Source organism: [Roseibacterium] beibuensis (assembly GCF_039542305.1).
Classification (GTDB): domain Bacteria; phylum Pseudomonadota; class Alphaproteobacteria; order Rhodobacterales; family Rhodobacteraceae; genus Roseibacterium; species Roseibacterium beibuensis.
The window spans coordinates 87968-103416 of record NZ_BAABHW010000007.1 but is presented as its reverse complement, the minus strand read 5'-3'; the positions used below and the strand labels follow the sequence as shown (position 1 = coordinate 103416).

Genomic DNA, 15449 nt, shown 5'->3' with positions numbered 1-15449 from the left:
TCCAAGTTGCTAAGCCCCGGCTGACATTGGCCTTGAAGCGCGCCCCCCGGCGCCGCTGCGGCCCGAGACCCGAGTTTGAGGAGAGCCGCCGATGACGAGCACGGCCGAGACCCCGACCATCGCTGATATCGAAATGATCCAGCGGATCCTGCCGCATCGCTATCCGTTCCTGCTGATCGACAAGGTGCGCGATATCGTGCCCTTCGAATCCGCCGTCGGGATCAAGAACGTCACCTATAACGAGCCGCACTTCCAAGGCCATTTCCCCGGCGTGCCGATCATGCCCGGCGTGACGATCGTCGAGGCGATGGCCCAGACGGCCGCCGTGATGGTGGGGGTCAGCTCGAACCTCGCCGACCAGGATCTGCTCGTTTATTTCATGGGCATCGACAAGTGCAAGTTCCGCCGCAAGGTCGGCCCCGGCGACGTGCTGGAACTGGCCATCGAGGTCACGCGCGGCAAGCCCGGCGGCAAGGTCTGGAAATTCGCGGCGCGCGGCACGGTCGAGGGCGAGGTCGCCGCGGAATGCGAGTTTACCGCGATGATGGATCTTCCGACCGAGGCGGCGTGATGGCCGTCGACCCCAGCGCAGAAATCCACCCCTCGGCGGTTGTCGAGGAGGGCGCAACGATCGGGGCAGGGTGCCGCATCGGCCCCTTCTGCGTTGTCGGTCCCGAAGTGACGCTGCATGCGCAGGTCACGCTGAAATCCCATGCCGTCGTCACGGGCTGGACCGAGATCGGCGAAGGCAGCACGATCTTTCCCTTCGCCAATATCGGTGACATCCCGCAGGACCTGAAATACGCGGGCGAGCGCACGCGCCTGGTCGTCGGCAAGCGCAATCGCATCCGTGAAGGCGTGACGATGAACACCGGCACCGAGGGCGGTGGCGGCGAGACGCGGATCGGCGATGACGGCCTGTTCATGGCGGGCGCCCATGTCGCCCATGATGCGCGGATCGGCGACCGCGTGATCCTTGTGAACAATGCTTCGGTGGCGGGGCACTGCGTGATCGACGATGACGTGATCATTGGCGGCTTGTCCGGCGTGCACCAATGGGTGCGCATCGGGCGCGGCGCGATCATCGGCGCGGTCACGATGGTGACCAATGACGTGATCCCCTATGGCCTCGTGCAGGGGCCGCGCGGGGGTCTCGATGGGCTCAACCTTGTCGGTCTCAAGCGGCGCGGGGTGGACCGCGCGGAGATTACCGCGCTGCGGGCGGCGTTCCAGGCCCTGGCGCAGGGCGAAGGCGCGTTTCAGGACCGCGCGCGGCGTTTGGGCGAAAGCGAATTGGGCGACAGCGCCTATGTCCGCGAGATCATGGATTTCGTGCTGGGCGACAGCGACCGCTCCTATTTGACGCCGTAGGCCGGGGGCTGGATGACGAAGCGGGCCATCATCGCGGGATCTGGATCGCTGCCGGGTTTGCTTTTGGCCGGTGGTCCGGCCAAGGTCGTGACCTTCAGCGAAGAGGCCCCCGACCTGCCCGGCGCGGCGGGGCATATCCCGGCCCGGTTCGAGAAGCTGGGCAAGCTTTTCTACGATCTGTCCGTGGCCGGCGTGCGTGAGGTGACCTTCGCGGGCGCGATGAGCCGCCCCAGCCTGGACCCGGCCCAGCTTGACGCCGCCACCGCAGCGCTGATGCCGCGCCTCATGGCCGCGATGGGGCAAGGCGATGATGCGCTGCTGCGCGATGTCATGGCGCTGTTTCAAGAACGCGGTTTCAGGATCCTCGGCGCGCATGACCTGCGCCCCGACCTCGTGGCCGAGCCGGGTTGCCTCGCCGGAGAGGCCTTGCCCGAGGCGGATGTCGCCCGCGCCCGCGCGGTTCTCGACGCGCTCGGGCCGCTCGATGTCGGGCAGGCGGCGGCGGCGGCCAAGGGGCAGGTCATCGGCATCGAGACTCTGCAAGGAACCGACGCGATGCTGCGTTTCATTATCGATAGCGCCCCGGGCTCTGGCGGGGTGATGGTCAAGCGGCCGAAACCGGGCCAGGACCTGCGCGTCGACATGCCGGCGATCGGGCCGGAGACGATCCACCTTGCCGCCGAGGCGGGGCTTGCGGGTATCGAGATCGCCGCCGGGGCCGTTCTGATGCTCGACCGGGACGCTGTCCTGGACGCCTGCGCCGAAACCGGCCTGTCGCTCTGGGCCGCGCCGTGACCCTGCGGCTTTTCATGGTCGCGGGTGAACCGTCCGGCGACCGGCTGGGAGCGGCGCTGATCCGTGGTTTGAAGGAACTCGCCGGTGAGCCGCTGGAGCTTCACGGGATCGGCGGCCCGCTGATGCAGGCCGAAGGGATGCAAAGCCTGTTCCCCATGGAGGAACTGTCGGTCATGGGCCTGACCGAGATCCTGCCGCGCCTGCGCAGCTTGTTGGCCCGCGTCAACCAGACCGCAGACGAGGTCGTGGCGCAACGGCCCCATGCGCTGATCACCATCGACAGTCCCGAGTTCTCCCTGCGCGTCGCCGCCAAGGTCAAGGCGCGCCTCGAACACATGCCGACGATCCACTATGTCGCGCCCACGGTCTGGGCGTGGCGGCCCAAGCGCGCGGCGAAAATGGCCAAGTCCATCGACCACGTTCTGGCGCTCTTGCCGTTCGAGCCGCCCTATATGCAGGCTGTCGGCATGAGCTGCGATTTCGTGGGTCACCCGGTGACGACCGAACCCGTCGCCAGCGAGCATGCGGCGGCGGCCTTCCGCGCCCGACACGGCATCGCCGACCTCGCACCGCTGATCCTTGCCCTGCCGGGCTCGCGGCGATCCGAGGTTGATCGCCTTACCCCCGTTTTCGGGGAGACCCTCCGCAAGGTGAAGGCGGAACATCCCGGCGCCCGCGTGGTTGTGCCGACGACCGGGGCCGTGGCCGCAACCCTGTCCGACAGGCTGGCGGATTGGCCGGGCGATCCGCTGATCCTCGATCCGCGCGACCAATCGGGCGAGGCGTTTCTTGCCGAAAAACGCGCGGCCTTCGCGGCGGCGGATGCGGCGCTGGCGGCCTCGGGCACGGTCAGCCTCGAACTGGCGGCCAACGCGGTGCCCATGGTGATCGCCTATGATTTCAGCTGGCTCACCCGCAAGATGATCGGGGCCATGTTGCGCGTGGACACCGTGACGCTGGTCAACCTGGTCTCGGACACGCGCGCGGTCCCGGAATTTCTCGGGCCCAACTGCCGGGCGGATCTGATCGCACCGTCCCTGTCCCGCATTCTCGACGAGTCGCAGGCGCGCACCGACCAGCTCGACGCGATGGCGGCGACCATGTTGCGGCTCGGGCGTGGTGGCGAAGACCCGGGCCTGCGCGCCGCGCGCTCGGTCCTGTCGGTTCTGTGACCCGTCAGGCGGTGAAATCCGCCTCGGTTGCGCCGGACAGGCGCAGCAGGTCCTGCGGGGCAATCGCGAAGATGTGGCGCGGGGTGCCGGCGGCGGCATAGACGGTATCGAAGGCCAACAGGCGCGGGTCGAACCACGCCCGGATCGGCGACAGGTGCCCGACGGGGGACACGCCGCCAATCACAAAGCCGGTCTGCGCGCGGATCAGGGCGGCATCGGCCTTGCCCAACGCCTCTCCGGCCAAGGCGCTGGCCTTGGCGTCATCCACGCGGTTGCCGCCAGCGGTGACGAACAGCACGGCCGTGCCATGCTCTTCGGCGCGAAAGATGATGGATTTCGCGATCTGGTCGATCTCGCACCCGGCGGCGCGGGCGGCCTCTTCGGCGGTGCGGGTGCCTTCGGCCATTTCCAGCACCTCGGCAGGCACGCCGCCGTCTTCGAGGGCGCGTTTCACCCGCTTGAGACTTTTCGACATGTCACGCCCCCTTGTCGTTACCGCCAGACACTTGCAAGGTCGCAGCGAGAGTTGCAAGGGCCGGGGAGGGGCGTGTGGACGAGGCGACGAAGAACGCGATCCGCGGGGCCGAGCGCGCCGTGTGGGAGGCGCTGAGGCGCGGGGATGCGGCCGCCGATCAGGCGATGCTGTCGCGCGATTTCCTCGGTGTTTATCCGGATGGTTTCGCCGGGCGCGAGGCCCATGCCGAGCAGCTGTCCTTCGGCCCGTCCGTTCTGGCCTATGAAATCGGCGAAGATCATGTCCGCAGCCTGGGACCGGGCCATTTCCTTTATGCCTATCAGGTGCGCTACGCCCGCCCCGGCCACACGCCCGAGACCATGCTGGTCAGTTCGATCTGGCGCATCGAGAACGGGCATCTTGTCAACATCTTCAGCCAGGACACGCCGTTGACCGGCCAGCAGGTTCCATGAGTTTCGCTTCCCGTATCACGCGCCACCCGATCCCCTACGCGCCCGAGCGCGGGGCCGAGGCCTTGGCCCATCTGCATCATCTTCCGCCCGAGCTGCGCCCGTTGATCGAGGGCACGGCGGGATGCTCACCCTATCTCGCGGGGCTCATGGCCAAGGAAGGCCATTGGCTGTCACACGCGCTCGACGAGCCGCCCGAGGACACGATCGCCGCCCTGATCAAGGAGGCGGGGGAACTGACCCTCAAGGATCTCAACCCCGGTTTGCGGCAGTTCAAGCGGCGCGCGGCCCTGATCGTCGCGCTGGCCGATCTGGGCGGTGTCTGGGGGCTTTCCACCGTCACGCAGGCCTGGACCGATTTCGCCGATGCCTGCGTGGAGGTCGCCTTGCACACCCATGTCGCCAACGAGGCCCGGCGCGGCAAGATCCCCGGCGTGACCGAGGAGGAGGCGCTAAAGGACGCGGGCGGCATGGTGGCACTCGCCATGGGCAAGATGGGGGCAGGGGAGTTGAACTACTCCTCCGACATCGACCTGATCTGCCTGTTCGACGAGACCCGCTTCGACGATGCCGACGAGATGGAGGCGCGTGCCGGTTTCATCCGTGCCACGCGCCGAATGGCGGCGACCCTCTCGGAAACCACGGCGGAGGGCTATGTCTTTCGCACCGATCTGCGGCTGCGCCCCGACGCCTCGGTCACGCCGGTCTGCATCTCGATGGCGGCGGCGGAACGCTATTACGAGGCCGAGGGGCGCAGTTGGGAACGCTCGGCCTATATCAAGGCGCGCGCGGCGGCCGGCGATGTCGCGGCGGGCGAGCGGTTTCTCGACACGCTCACGCCCTTTGTCTGGCGGCGGCATCTGGATTTCGCGATGGTGCAGGACACGATGGACATGCGCCGCCGTATTCGCGAGCACAAGGGATTGCATCGCGGGACCGGCGATATCGTCCTCGAAGGGCATAACATGAAACTCGGTGCGGGCGGCATCCGCGAGATCGAGTTCTTCGCCCAGACCCGGCAACTGGTGGCCGGGGGGCGCGACGACAGCCTGCGCCAGCGGCGAACGGTCAAGGCGCTTCAGGCGCTGGCGCGCGCGGGCTGGATCGACCGGGGGGCGGCCAGCGACCTCGCCGAGCTTTACGCACAGCACCGCGAGATCGAGCACCGGCTGCAAATGATTGACGATGCGCAAACCCACGCGCTGCCCAAATCGGCCGAGGGGTTCGACCGGCTGGCGCGTTTCTGTGGCGAAGGCGATACGCAGGCGTTCCGCAAGGCGCTGTCCGAGCGGCTGGAGCGCACGGAACGCATCTGCGGGGAGTTCTTTGCCCCGATGGGCAGCGAGGTCGCCGAGGGTCCGTCCGACATCTCCGAGGAAGCGGCCGAGATCGTTGCGCGCTGGCCCGGCTATGCCGCGCTCCGCTCGGTGCGCGGGCAGGAGATTTTCGAACGGCTGAAACCCGGCTTCCTCGCCCGCTTCGAGAAAGCCGCCAAGCCGCTGGAGGCGCTTCAGAATTTCGACGGGTTCCTGCGTGGCCTTCCCGCCGGGGTGCAGCTGTTCTCGCTGTTCGAGGCGAACCCGCAACTCGTGGACCTGATCGTCGATATCTGCGCCACGGCACCGGGCCTGTCGCGCTACCTGTCGCGCCATTCCGCCGTGCTGGACGCGGTGTTGGATGGGCGCTTCTTCGCACCCTGGCCGGGGCGCGACGCGCTCGTGGCAGACCTGCAAGAGGCGCTGAACGGGCTCGATTACGAGGACCGGCTGGACGAGACGCGGCGCTGGCAGAAGGAATGGCATTTCCGCACCGGCGTGCACCAGTTGCGCGGCATGATCGACGCCGAGACGGCGGGGGCGCATTACACCGATCTTGCCGATGCGGTGCTCATCGCCCTCTGGCCCGCGGTTTGCGAGGACATTGCGCGCCGCCATGGTCCCGCGCCGGGACGGGGCGGGGCCGTCGTGGCGATGGGAAGCCTTGGCTCGGGGCGGATGACGGCGGCCTCGGATCTCGACCTGATCGTGATCTACGATGCCGGCGGCGTCGAGATGACCGAGGGGCGCCGCCCGCTCGATCCGCGCGGCTGGTTCGCCAAGGCTACCAAGGCGCTGGTTACGGCCCTGTCCGCGCCGACGGCGGCCGGCAAGCTTTACGATGTGGACATGCGCCTGCGCCCCTCGGGGCGGCAGGGGCCGGTGGCCACCGCGCTTTCGGCCTTCGAACGCTACCAGCGCGAGGAGGCCTGGACATGGGAGCATATGGCCCTGACGCGCGCCCGCGCGCTGGCGGGCGAGGCGACGCTTCTGGCCGATATCGAGGCGATCCGCTGCGCGGTGATCGAGGCCAAGGCCGACCCCGCCAAGGTCATTCCCGATGCCGCCGAGATGCGCGACCGCCTGGCCGCCGCGGGCCGCAGCGGGGGCACATGGGCGGTGAAGGAAGGGCCGGGCGGCCTGCAGGACATTGAACTGGTCGCGCAGGCCGCTGCCCTGATCGCCGGCGTGCCGCTGCGCCCCGTGTCCGAACAGATCAAGGCCGGGGCGGCCATCGGCTGGCTCGGCCGGGACGAGGCGGAAACACTCTGCGCCGCGCACAAGCTCTTTGCCACGATCAACCAATCCGGCCGTCTTCTGACCGACGAGGCGCTGGACCCCGAGGCCATCGGCCTCGGCGGACGCCGCTTCCTGTCGGAGCAGGCGGATCAAGCGGACGCGGAGACTTTGGCTGACGTGCTGGACAAGACGCGCGCAGAGGCCAGATCGGTGATCGAGGCCGCCTTGACCCGCCGGATGAACACGTGAGGTGCCGTTATGCCCCTTCGACCCAATGACCCCGCCGACCCCAAGGGCCTGATCCACGAGGCGTTTCGCATCGACGGCATCACCGAACCTGAATGCCGGTCGATCTTCGTCGACTGGGCCCTCTCCATCGGGGACAGCCCGCCGCGCGACCTGATCAGGACGTTGATCGCGCGCCATGCCGCCGCACCCGCGGACCATCCGATGCGCAAGGTGCTGGAGGAGGGGCTGGGCAAACCGCCCAAGGCCCGGCGTCGCGGGGGGCGGGGCGCGCGCGTGACCGACGGGTAAGGGCGGCTCAGGCCTCGGTGGCCTTGACGCGTCCGGCTTGCGACCCGCGCTCGCGATAGGGCGTCGTGTCGTAATGGGCGCGGTAGCATTTCGAGAAATGCGACGGGCTGGCAAAGCCGCAGGCCATGGCGACGTTGATGACGCTCATGTCGGTCTGCATCAGCAGGTTGCGCGCCTTGGCCAGGCGAAGCTCCATGTAATACCGCTTGGGGGAGCGGTTGAGATAGCGCCGGAACAGGCGTTCCAACTGCCGGGTGGACATGCCCACCTCGGCGGCCAGTTGCGCCGGGCTGATCGGGTCCTCGATATTCTGCTCCATCATCCGGATGACCTGACCCAGTTTCGGGTGGCGCACGCCGATGCGGGTGGGGATCGACAGGCGCTGCGTGTCCTGGTCGGTCCGGATCGAGGTATAGATCAGCTGGTCGGCCACGAGATTGGCGAGGTCCTCGCCATGATCCTCGGCAATGATCTTGAGCATCAGGTCGATCGAAGCCGTGCCGCCCGCCGTGGTGATGCGCTTGCCGTCGATCACGAAGACCGACTTGGTCAGCGTCACCTCTTCGAATTCCTCGGTGAAGCTGTCCTGATTTTCCCAGTGGATCGTGGCGCGCTTGCCGTCCAGCAAACCGGCTTTGGCCAGCGTGTAGCCCGCCGTGCACAGCCCGCCGATGACCGGCCCCTTGCGCGCCTCGCGCCGCAGCCAGCTGACCACGCGCTTGGTGGTGGCGCCTTGCACGTCGATCCCGCCGCACACCAGGATGGTATCGTCGCGGTTGACCTCGTCCAGGTCGCAGTCGAGCTGGAACGTGATCCCGGCGCTGCATTGGGCGAAATCGCCGCCTTCACCGGCCAGCAGCCAGCTATAGAGCGGGCGGCCCGACATGCGGTTGGCGATCCGCAGCGCCTCGACCGCGCTGGAAAAGCAGAGCATCGTGAACTGATCGAGCAGGACGAAAACGAAACGTTTGGTCGGCAGGGCCGAGTGTATTGGGTCGTTCCGTGTCGTCATGGCCTGGTTGCGCCTCCTGTCGTGGGGACCGATCGCCCCGCGCCTGTCCTTTGCCCGTTCAAACAGCGAAAGCACCATTTTTCGGCGGGCGCAATCCCCGCGAAACGCCAAATGCGGGATTGGCCCCGTGGTCCACGTCGCGTATAGACGGCCCTCGAAGAGAGATGTGGAGGCCACGATGACCACCCAAGGCTGGACCAAATCGACCTGGCGCGACAAGCCCCGGATCCAGATGCCCGACTATCCGGATGCCGCCGCCCTCGACGGCGTGGAAGCGAAGTTGCGCCAGTATCCGCCCCTGGTCTTCGCCGGTGAGGCGCGTCGCCTTCGCGATGAGCTGGCCGCGGCCAGCCGGGGCGAAGCCTTCCTTCTGCAGGGCGGCGATTGCGCCGAAAGCTTCTCGGAGTTTTCCGCCGACACGATCCGCGACACCTTCAAGATCATGCTGCAAATGGCGATGGTGCTGACCTATGGCGCCAAGGTGCCCGTGGTGAAGGTAGGCCGCATGGCCGGCCAGTTCGCCAAGCCCCGCAGCGCGCCCACCGAGGTGATCGGCGGCATCGAGATGCCGTCTTACAAGGGCGATATCATCAACGATATCGCGCCCACGCCCGAGGCGCGCATCCCGGACCCGACCCGCATGTTGCAGGCCTACACGCAGGCCGCTGCCTCGCTGAACCTGCTGCGCGCCTTCTCGACGGGCGGTTTCGCCGATATCCACCGCGTGCATAGCTGGACGCTGGGGTTCATCGGCGGCGACGGGGCCGAGCGCTACCGGGACATGGCCAACCGTATCCAGGACAGCCTCGATTTCATGTCGGCTGCTGGCCTGACGGGGGAAACCAACCACGAGCTCAGCACGGTCGATTTCTACACCAGCCACGAGGCGCTGCTGCTGGAATACGAAGAGGCGCTCTGCCGTCTCGACAGCATCTCGGGCAAATGGCTGGCGGGCTCTGGCCACATGATCTGGATCGGCGACCGGACGCGCCAGCCCGATGGCGCGCATGTGGAGTTCTGCCGCGGCGTGCAGAACCCGATCGGCCTGAAATGCGGCCCGACCACCACGGCGGAGGACCTCAAGGTCCTGATGGCCAAGCTGAACCCGAATAACGAGGCCGGCCGCCTGACCCTGATCGCGCGGTTCGGCGCGGGCAAGGTCGGCGACAACCTTCCGCGTCTCGTCCAGACGGTGCGTGAAGAAGGTGCCAACGTCCTGTGGTGCTGCGACCCGATGCACGGCAACGTCATCAAGTCCTCGACCGGCTACAAGACGCGGCCCTTCGACTCGATCCTGCGCGAGGTGCAGGAGTTCTTCCAGGTCCACCGCGCCGAGGGCACCGTTCCCGGCGGGGTGCATTTCGAGATGACCGGCAAGGACGTGACCGAGTGCACCGGCGGCATGCACGCGCTCAGCGACGAGGACCTGTCCTCGCGCTACCACACCGCCTGTGACCCGCGCCTGAACGCGAACCAGTCGCTGGAACTGGCCTTCCTCGTGGCCGAGGAACTGCAGAAAAGCCGCGAAGCGATGCGTGCCGTCAGCTGATGCATTGCCCATAGCCCGGAATGAAACCGCCGCGTCCGAAAAGGCGCGGCGCTTTGCTGTTCAGGCCAGCCCGCCTTGGATAACGCGGAACGGGTGTTGTGGCGGCGGCTGGGGCGCGGGCCGCCCGGGCAACACCAACACACCGGGCCGCAAGGGGACCTGCAAGGTGTGTGTCACACGCCAGCGGCAGGGCACGGACGGCACGGTGCGACAGGCCCCTTCGCCAAGCAGAACCAGGGCCCGCGTGACGGCGCCGGACGTATCGCTCAAGGGCATCAGCGCCATGTGGGTCTCGGAGCGGTCGCCCGGCGGCGCATCGCGTGGGATCAGTGACCCGAACAAGAGCGATACGGTGTCAAAACTCGCCTCCACCTCCTCGGTCACACGCCGGCGGTGATCCAGGTCGAACAGCGTGCGAAACGGCATGCCCCGTGCCTCCAGCCCCATCAGGGCCGAGATGCGCCCGCCCGCCAGGCGAAACCGGATCGTGCCGGGGCGGGGGCGTTCCAGCATGGCCGCGTGCCCAAGCAGGTCGGATAAGGCCCCGGGGTCGATCTCGGACCGCGCCGGCACGAGGCGGCCTTGCCGCAGCCCGTCCCAATACGCCACCGCGTCGCGCAGCATGGCATCGCCGTGAAGGGCCGCGATGGCGGGGTGCGCTCCGTGATCGGCGATCGTACTGTCCTGGCTCATGTCCCTTGGTCTCCATCCCCGGAATGGATGCCGTGCGCGCTTTGTGGGCCGGTTGACGCAGGCGGGCTTTTCCGGTCCCATCCAAGGATAGCCCGGAGCGCTTAACCGGGGCAGAGGGAGAGTTTACCATTGGTTAACGATGTATCGGCCGGCGCGATCGCGTCGATGACCGGCTATGGCGCGCGCGAGGGCGCGTCGGGCGAGGCCGCCTGGTCCTGGGAATTGCGCAGCGTGAATGCCCGCGGCCTGGACCTACGCCTGCGCCTGCCCGATGGGTTGGGCGCGCTGGAGGCGCCCTTGCGCAAGGAATTGTCCCGGCGGCTCGCCCGCGGGTCGGTCACGTTGAACCTGCGCCTTGCCAAAACGGCGACCGGGACTGGCGCCGGGTTGAACATCGACGCGCTGGAGACCGCGCTGCACGCCATAGCGCAGGTGCGCGCCGCCGCCGAAGCGCAGGGCATGGTGCTGACCGATCCCAGCCCCGCCGATATCCTATCGCTGCGCGGCGTTGCCGATGCGGGGGAGGGGCCCAACCTGCCGTCGCCGGAGGTCCTTTTGGCCGATTCCACCCCGCTGATCGATGCGTTCCAGGCGATGCGCGCGTCCGAAGGCGCCGCTTTGGCCAAGGTGCTGACCGCCCAGATCGACCATATCGCCGCCCTGACCGACGCCGCCGAGGAGGCCGCCAAATCCCGCGCCGAGGCGCAGAAGGACACCTTTCGCGCGAACCTCACGAAACTGATCGAGGAAAGCGATCTCGACGAGGCCCGGCTGGCCCAGGAACTCGCGCTGCTCGCCGTGAAATCGGACGTGACCGAGGAAGTCGACCGCCTCCGCGCCCATGTCGAGGCCGCCCGCGCGCTGATCGCCAAGGGCGGGCCGGTGGGCCGCAAGCTCGATTTCCTGATGCAGGAGTTCAACCGCGAGGCCAACACGCTCTGCTCCAAATCGGGCGATGCCGCGCTGACGGCCATTGGCCTTGACCTCAAACTCGCCATCGACCAGACCCGCGAGCAGGTTCAGAACGTGGAGTGACCATGCCCGCCGACCCCGTGGCCCGACGCGGCCTGCTCATCATCCTGTCCTCGCCCTCGGGCGCCGGGAAGTCCACCCTGGCCAAGCGCTTGATGGGCTGGGACCCGACGCTCAGCTTCTCGGTCTCGGCCACGACGCGCGAACCCCGCCCCGGCGAGGTGGACGGCAAGGATTACCGCTTCCTCAGCGAAGCGGAGTTCAAGGCCATGGTCGCGGGCGGGGCAATGCTGGAGCATGCCCATGTCTTCGGCAATTTCTACGGCTCGCCCATGGCGCCGGTGTCGGACGCGATCGAGTCGGGGCGCGACGTGCTTTTCGACATTGATTGGCAGGGCGCGCAGCAGATCCGCAATTCCGCACTGGGCCGTCACACGCTGTCGATCTTCATCCTGCCGCCCTCGATCCCCGAGTTGAAGCGCCGGCTGATCTCGCGCGGGCAGGACGGCCCCGACGTGATCGCCAAGCGGATGCAGAAAAGCTGGGACGAGATCAGCCATTGGGACGGCTACGACTACGTTCTGGTGAATGACGACCTGGACGCGACCTTCGAGCGTCTGACGACCATCGTCACCGCCGAGCGTTTGCGTCGCGAACAGCAGCCGGGCCTTGCGGGCCATGTGCGCCGGTTGCACGAGGAATTCGAGGAGGGAGAAGCATGATTTACGCGCTGGACGGGATCGCCCCCGAGATTGCCGAGGACAGCTGGGTGGCACCGGATGCCAACCTGATCGGCCGCATCGTGCTGGAGACGGGCGCATCCGTCTGGTTCGGCTCGACCCTGCGCGGCGATAACGAGGAAATCCGCGTGGGCGCTGGCTCGAACGTGCAGGAAAACTGCGTGTTCCATACCGATATGGGCTATCCGCTGACCATTGGCGCGAACTGCACCATCGGGCACAAGGCGATGCTGCACGGGTGCACCATCGGCGACGGGTCCCTGATCGGGATGGGCGCCACGGTTCTGAACGGCGCGAAGATCGGCAAGGGCTGCCTGATCGGCGCCGGTGCGCTGATCCCGGAGGGCAAGGAAATCCCTGATGGGTCCCTCGTCATGGGGATGCCGGGCAAGGTCGTGCGCGACTTGGACGCCGCCGCGCAGGAAAAACTCCTGGCCTCGGCCGAGCATTACCGCCAGCGCATGCGCCGGTTCCGCGAGGGGATGCGTCCCGTGTCCTGACCGGCCTAGGTCGTCGACATCCTGAGCCCGCCCTCTTCAGCCACGTAATTGATCGTCACGCCAAGGGTTTCGGCCAGCACATGCAGCGCGAGGAACTGCGCCTCGGCGGGGCGCAAGGCGCGGCCCGCGGCGGAGGGGCCGAAGCGCAGGACCGACCACAAGGCCTCGTCCATGGCGACGCGCGGAGCCTCGGCCCGCAACTGCCACTGGCCCGATGCGGTATGGCTGACCTCCAGCTCGGCCCCCATGGGCAGGGCAGATTCGGCGCACAGGACCATCAGGAACGCCAGTTTCACATCGCGGCGTGAAAGATCCGGGGCGACGTTCCAACTTGAATCGATGCGTCCGGCGCGGTGATAACCGGTCAAGGCCGCCGCCGCCTCGCGCGTGCTGGTCACCTGGTCCGGGCCGGCCGCGCCGAAGGCGAGGCGAAAGAACCGCACCCGCGCTTGCGCATCGGCCACGGCATCGCGGATCAATTCCATCTCGGGCCCGTCTGCCGCGCCCGTCATCTCGATCAACTCGACCCCGTTGCCGATTGCCCCCAAAGGGTTACTTAGATCGTGGCAGAGTCGCGAACCGATCAATTCGGCAAGCGTCTGCGTCGGATGCACGGTATGGCTGTGGTCATCCATCATGAAAGGGATCCCATGTCTGATGCGCTGAACGCGATGCTGGAACCGGGGATGTTCGTGCGCCACCCCGACCGCCCCGATTGGGGACTGGGGCAGGTGCAGTCAAACATCGACGGCCGCATCACGGTGAATTTCGAGCATGAGGGCAAGGTCGTCATAGACGGTCGGCGCGTGACGCTGATCATGGAATTCCTCCCCTAAAGCCTGTTCATGCCTGTGTCTGAACCTACCTTACGCGCCGGCGGTTAACACGGGCTTAACGCCGCCCCTGCCGCGCATCGCTTGCACGCGGTGGCATCGGTAGGATAGGTCCCGCACAACGCCGCGCGCCGGACGCGCCCTTGCACGAAGTGACCTGACGACCCCGGATGCAGATCGACGATCCCCATTTCGAACTGCGCCTGGCCAACACCGAGGCCGAGCGCCGGGCCGCGCAGCGGCTGCGCTACGAGGTGTTCGTCGCGGAACTGGGCGGTGACGGCCCGCTGGTCGATCACGACGCCAGGCTGGAGGCCGACCGGTTCGACCCGTTTTTCGACCACCTGCTTCTCCTCGATCACCGGCGCGCCCCTGAGGACGAGGTCGTGGGCGTCTACCGTGTCATGCGCTGCGACCAGGCAAAGGCGGCGGGCCAATTCTATTCCGAGGATGAATATGACCTGACGCCGCTGCGCGCCTCGGGGCGGCCCTTGCTGGAGCTCGGGCGGTCCTGCGTGCATCGCGACTATCGCGGCGGCACCGCGATGATGCATCTCTGGAACGGGCTGGCCGAGTATATCGCCGATCACGGGATCGAGGTGATGTTCGGCGTGGCGAGTTTCCACGGCACCGATCCGGCGCCGCTGGCCGCGCCCCTGTCACTCCTGCATCACCGCCACCTGGCCCCGCCCGATATCCGCCCGCGCGCCAAGCCGCCCGGCGCGTCCCGCATGGATCTGATCGCGGAAGAGGCGCTGGATCGTCCGTCCGCCGTCCGCCAGATGCCGGCGCTGATCAAGGCGTATCTGCGATTGGGCGGCTTCGTGGGCGAGGGGGCCTTCATCGACCAGCCCTTCAACTGCATCGACGTCTGCCTCGTCATGGACGTGGCGCGCATGTCGGAAAAGCACCGCGCGATCTATCAACGCGGTGCGGAGATCCGGGCATGAGCGTGACCTGGGAGGGCGATGCCCCGCCGCCGCCGCCCCGCAAGCTGGGGCTGGGCGACTGGCTGCGCGTGATCCGGCGCGGTGGGCCGATGCTGCTGCTGCTGGCGATCTGTTTTCCCCTGCTCCTTCTTCTGCGGCTGCCGGAGCGTTTGGTTTTCGGCCTGAACCGGCCGGTCACGCCCTTCATCACGCAATTCGTCTGCATCTGGTCGTGCAGGGCCATGGGGCTTCGCCGGCGCGTGATCGGCGCCCCGATGCCGCAACGGGGGGCCTTCGTCGCCAATCACTCCAGCTGGCTCGACATCTTCACGCTGAACGCGTCGAAACGTCTGTATTTCGTGTCCAAGGCCGAGGTGCGTGGCTGGGCGGGCATCGGCTGGCTTGCGCGCGGCACGGGCACGGTGTTCATCCGCCGCGACAGGGCCGAGGCGGCGGCGCAGACGCGGCTCTTCGAAGACCGCCTGCGCGCGGGCCACAAGCTCCTGTTCTTTCCCGAAGGCACCTCGACGGATTCGCGCCGCGTGCTGCCGTTCAAGACGACGCTCTTCGCGGCCTTCTTCTCGGATCGCCTGCGCGACATCCTGTGGGTGCAGCCGATCACCTTGCGCTACCACGCGCCCGAGGGGGCGGACCCGCGCTTTTATGGCTGGTGGGGCGAGATGGAGTTCGGTGCAAGCCTGCTGCAAATCCTTGCCGCGCCGCGCCAGGGGGCGGTCGATGTGATCTATCACGCGCCGCTGAAGGTCTCGGAGTTCGCCGACCGCAAACCGCTTGCCCGCGCGGCGGAGGCCAAGGTCAGGGCCGGCTTCGACAGTGGCCAGAGCCAAGGCTGAGGCCTGTTCGACC

The 15449-nt window shown here is 67.5% G+C and carries 18 protein-coding genes; 14 read left to right on the top strand and 4 right to left on the bottom strand.

Annotation, left to right across the window (positions count from 1 at the left end; genetic code table 11):
• Nucleotides 1-91: 91 nt before the first annotated feature.
• From fabZ to lpxB, 4 genes are read left to right on the top strand one after another with little or no spacing between them, the layout of a single operon-like run.
• Nucleotides 92-571, top strand: coding sequence for a 3-hydroxyacyl-ACP dehydratase FabZ (gene fabZ / locus ABD923_RS17940; RefSeq protein WP_222187176.1), 480 nt, complete (start codon nt 92-94; stop codon nt 569-571).
• Complete coding sequence (gene lpxA / locus ABD923_RS17935; RefSeq protein WP_259554127.1) at nt 571-1371, top strand: acyl-ACP--UDP-N-acetylglucosamine O-acyltransferase; 801 nt, start codon at nt 571-573, stop codon at nt 1369-1371. Before fabZ ends, lpxA begins: the two co-directional genes overlap by 1 nt.
• Before the next feature lie 12 nt (nt 1372-1383).
• Nucleotides 1384-2166, top strand: coding sequence for an LpxI family protein (locus tag ABD923_RS17930; RefSeq protein ID WP_259554128.1), 783 nt, complete (start codon nt 1384-1386; stop codon nt 2164-2166).
• Nucleotides 2167-2168: 2 nt separating this feature from the next.
• Complete coding sequence (lpxB, locus tag ABD923_RS17925; protein WP_259554244.1) at nt 2169-3338, top strand: lipid-A-disaccharide synthase; 1170 nt, start codon at nt 2169-2171, stop codon at nt 3336-3338.
• A gap of 4 nt (nt 3339-3342) precedes the next feature.
• Here lpxB and ABD923_RS17920 read toward each other — a convergent pair whose 3' ends face one another.
• On the bottom strand, nt 3343-3813 hold the full coding sequence (locus ABD923_RS17920; RefSeq protein ID WP_222187180.1) for a YbaK/EbsC family protein: 471 nt from the start codon (nt 3811-3813) through the stop codon (nt 3343-3345).
• A 74-nt stretch (nt 3814-3887) separates the two neighbouring features.
• On the opposite strand from ABD923_RS17920, the gene ABD923_RS17915 reads away from it, so the two are divergent.
• From ABD923_RS17915 to ABD923_RS17905, 3 genes are read left to right on the top strand one after another with little or no spacing between them, the layout of a single operon-like run.
• The gene (locus tag ABD923_RS17915) at nt 3888-4265 is read left to right on the top strand and encodes a nuclear transport factor 2 family protein (RefSeq protein ID WP_222187181.1); all 378 of its coding nucleotides are present in this window, start codon (nt 3888-3890) and stop codon (nt 4263-4265) included.
• Nucleotides 4262-7066, top strand: coding sequence for a bifunctional [glutamate--ammonia ligase]-adenylyl-L-tyrosine phosphorylase/[glutamate--ammonia-ligase] adenylyltransferase (locus ABD923_RS17910; RefSeq protein ID WP_259554129.1), 2805 nt, complete (start codon nt 4262-4264; stop codon nt 7064-7066). The genes ABD923_RS17915 and ABD923_RS17910 overlap by 4 nt, the downstream gene beginning before the upstream one ends.
• Before the next feature lie 9 nt (nt 7067-7075).
• On the top strand, nt 7076-7354 hold the full coding sequence (locus tag ABD923_RS17905) for a hypothetical protein (RefSeq protein ID WP_222187183.1): 279 nt from the start codon (nt 7076-7078) through the stop codon (nt 7352-7354).
• Between the two features lie 7 nt (nt 7355-7361).
• Here ABD923_RS17905 and ABD923_RS17900 read toward each other — a convergent pair whose 3' ends face one another.
• Nucleotides 7362-8366, bottom strand: coding sequence for a GlxA family transcriptional regulator (locus ABD923_RS17900; protein WP_259554130.1), 1005 nt, complete (start codon nt 8364-8366; stop codon nt 7362-7364).
• Nucleotides 8367-8544: 178 nt separating this feature from the next.
• Here ABD923_RS17900 and ABD923_RS17895 point away from each other — a divergent pair, with 178 nt between their 5' ends.
• Nucleotides 8545-9915, top strand: a complete 1371-nt coding sequence (locus ABD923_RS17895) for a class II 3-deoxy-7-phosphoheptulonate synthase (protein ID WP_259554131.1) — start codon at nt 8545-8547, stop codon at nt 9913-9915.
• Between the two features lie 60 nt (nt 9916-9975).
• Here the strand turns inward: ABD923_RS17895 and ABD923_RS17890 are convergent, their stop codons facing one another.
• Nucleotides 9976-10608, bottom strand: coding sequence for a PAS domain-containing protein (locus ABD923_RS17890; protein WP_259554132.1), 633 nt, complete (start codon nt 10606-10608; stop codon nt 9976-9978).
• A gap of 129 nt (nt 10609-10737) precedes the next feature.
• On the opposite strand from ABD923_RS17890, the gene ABD923_RS17885 reads away from it, so the two are divergent.
• The 3 genes from ABD923_RS17885 to ABD923_RS17875 are packed head-to-tail and all read left to right on the top strand — an operon-like array spanning nt 10738 to nt 12820.
• Entirely contained in the window at nt 10738-11643 is a 906-nt protein-coding gene (locus ABD923_RS17885) for a YicC/YloC family endoribonuclease (protein ID WP_310796450.1), read from the top strand.
• Nucleotides 11644-11645: 2 nt separating this feature from the next.
• Nucleotides 11646-12302, top strand: a complete 657-nt coding sequence (gene gmk, locus ABD923_RS17880) for a guanylate kinase (RefSeq protein ID WP_222187186.1) — start codon at nt 11646-11648, stop codon at nt 12300-12302.
• Nucleotides 12299-12820 (top strand): gamma carbonic anhydrase family protein, encoded by a 522-nt coding sequence (locus ABD923_RS17875; RefSeq protein WP_259554133.1) that lies wholly within the window; start codon nt 12299-12301, stop codon nt 12818-12820. Before gmk ends, ABD923_RS17875 begins: the two co-directional genes overlap by 4 nt.
• Nucleotides 12821-12825: 5 nt before the next feature.
• On the opposite strand, the gene ABD923_RS17870 is transcribed toward ABD923_RS17875, so the two are convergent.
• A complete protein-coding gene (locus tag ABD923_RS17870; protein ID WP_259554134.1) occupies nt 12826-13458 on the bottom strand; it encodes a histidine phosphotransferase family protein in 633 nt (210 codons plus the stop codon).
• Nucleotides 13459-13470: 12 nt separating this feature from the next.
• On the opposite strand from ABD923_RS17870, the gene ABD923_RS17865 reads away from it, so the two are divergent.
• The 3 genes from ABD923_RS17865 to olsA all read left to right on the top strand — a co-directional run bounded on the left by ABD923_RS17865 (nt 13471) and on the right by olsA (nt 15436).
• Nucleotides 13471-13656, top strand: a complete 186-nt coding sequence (locus tag ABD923_RS17865; RefSeq protein ID WP_259554135.1) for a DUF3553 domain-containing protein — start codon at nt 13471-13473, stop codon at nt 13654-13656.
• A gap of 167 nt (nt 13657-13823) precedes the next feature.
• Nucleotides 13824-14603, top strand: coding sequence for an L-ornithine N(alpha)-acyltransferase (gene olsB, locus ABD923_RS17860; protein ID WP_259554136.1), 780 nt, complete (start codon nt 13824-13826; stop codon nt 14601-14603).
• Nucleotides 14600-15436: a lyso-ornithine lipid O-acyltransferase gene (olsA, locus tag ABD923_RS17855; protein WP_259554137.1), complete on the top strand. Its 837-nt coding sequence runs from the start codon at nt 14600-14602 to the stop codon at nt 15434-15436. The genes olsB and olsA overlap by 4 nt, the downstream gene beginning before the upstream one ends.
• The last annotated feature ends 13 nt before the right edge of the window (nt 15437-15449 follow it).

What these genes read in the sequence shown, in the direction of transcription:
- ABD923_RS17865 (WP_259554135.1), top strand. Translation starts at nt 13,471, where the DNA reads ATGTCTGATGCGCTGAACGCGATGCTGGAACCGGGGATGTTCGTGCGC.
- ABD923_RS17890 (WP_259554132.1), bottom strand. Translation starts at nt 10,608, where the DNA reads ATGAGCCAGGACAGTACGATCGCCGATCACGGAGCGCACCCCGCCATC.
- ABD923_RS17875 (WP_259554133.1), top strand. Translation starts at nt 12,299, where the DNA reads ATGATTTACGCGCTGGACGGGATCGCCCCCGAGATTGCCGAGGACAGC.
- ABD923_RS17870 (WP_259554134.1), bottom strand. Translation starts at nt 13,458, where the DNA reads ATGATGGATGACCACAGCCATACCGTGCATCCGACGCAGACGCTTGCC.
- ABD923_RS17910 (WP_259554129.1), top strand. Translation starts at nt 4,262, where the DNA reads ATGAGTTTCGCTTCCCGTATCACGCGCCACCCGATCCCCTACGCGCCC.
- ABD923_RS17900 (WP_259554130.1), bottom strand. Translation starts at nt 8,366, where the DNA reads ATGACGACACGGAACGACCCAATACACTCGGCCCTGCCGACCAAACGT.
- ABD923_RS17895 (WP_259554131.1), top strand. Translation starts at nt 8,545, where the DNA reads ATGACCACCCAAGGCTGGACCAAATCGACCTGGCGCGACAAGCCCCGG.
- olsB (WP_259554136.1), top strand. Translation starts at nt 13,824, where the DNA reads ATGCAGATCGACGATCCCCATTTCGAACTGCGCCTGGCCAACACCGAG.
- ABD923_RS17930 (WP_259554128.1), top strand. Translation starts at nt 1,384, where the DNA reads ATGACGAAGCGGGCCATCATCGCGGGATCTGGATCGCTGCCGGGTTTG.
- lpxA (WP_259554127.1), top strand. Translation starts at nt 571, where the DNA reads ATGGCCGTCGACCCCAGCGCAGAAATCCACCCCTCGGCGGTTGTCGAG.
- ABD923_RS17905 (WP_222187183.1), top strand. Translation starts at nt 7,076, where the DNA reads ATGCCCCTTCGACCCAATGACCCCGCCGACCCCAAGGGCCTGATCCAC.
- fabZ (WP_222187176.1), top strand. Translation starts at nt 92, where the DNA reads ATGACGAGCACGGCCGAGACCCCGACCATCGCTGATATCGAAATGATC.
- gmk (WP_222187186.1), top strand. Translation starts at nt 11,646, where the DNA reads ATGCCCGCCGACCCCGTGGCCCGACGCGGCCTGCTCATCATCCTGTCC.
- ABD923_RS17920 (WP_222187180.1), bottom strand. Translation starts at nt 3,813, where the DNA reads ATGTCGAAAAGTCTCAAGCGGGTGAAACGCGCCCTCGAAGACGGCGGC.
- olsA (WP_259554137.1), top strand. Translation starts at nt 14,600, where the DNA reads ATGAGCGTGACCTGGGAGGGCGATGCCCCGCCGCCGCCGCCCCGCAAG.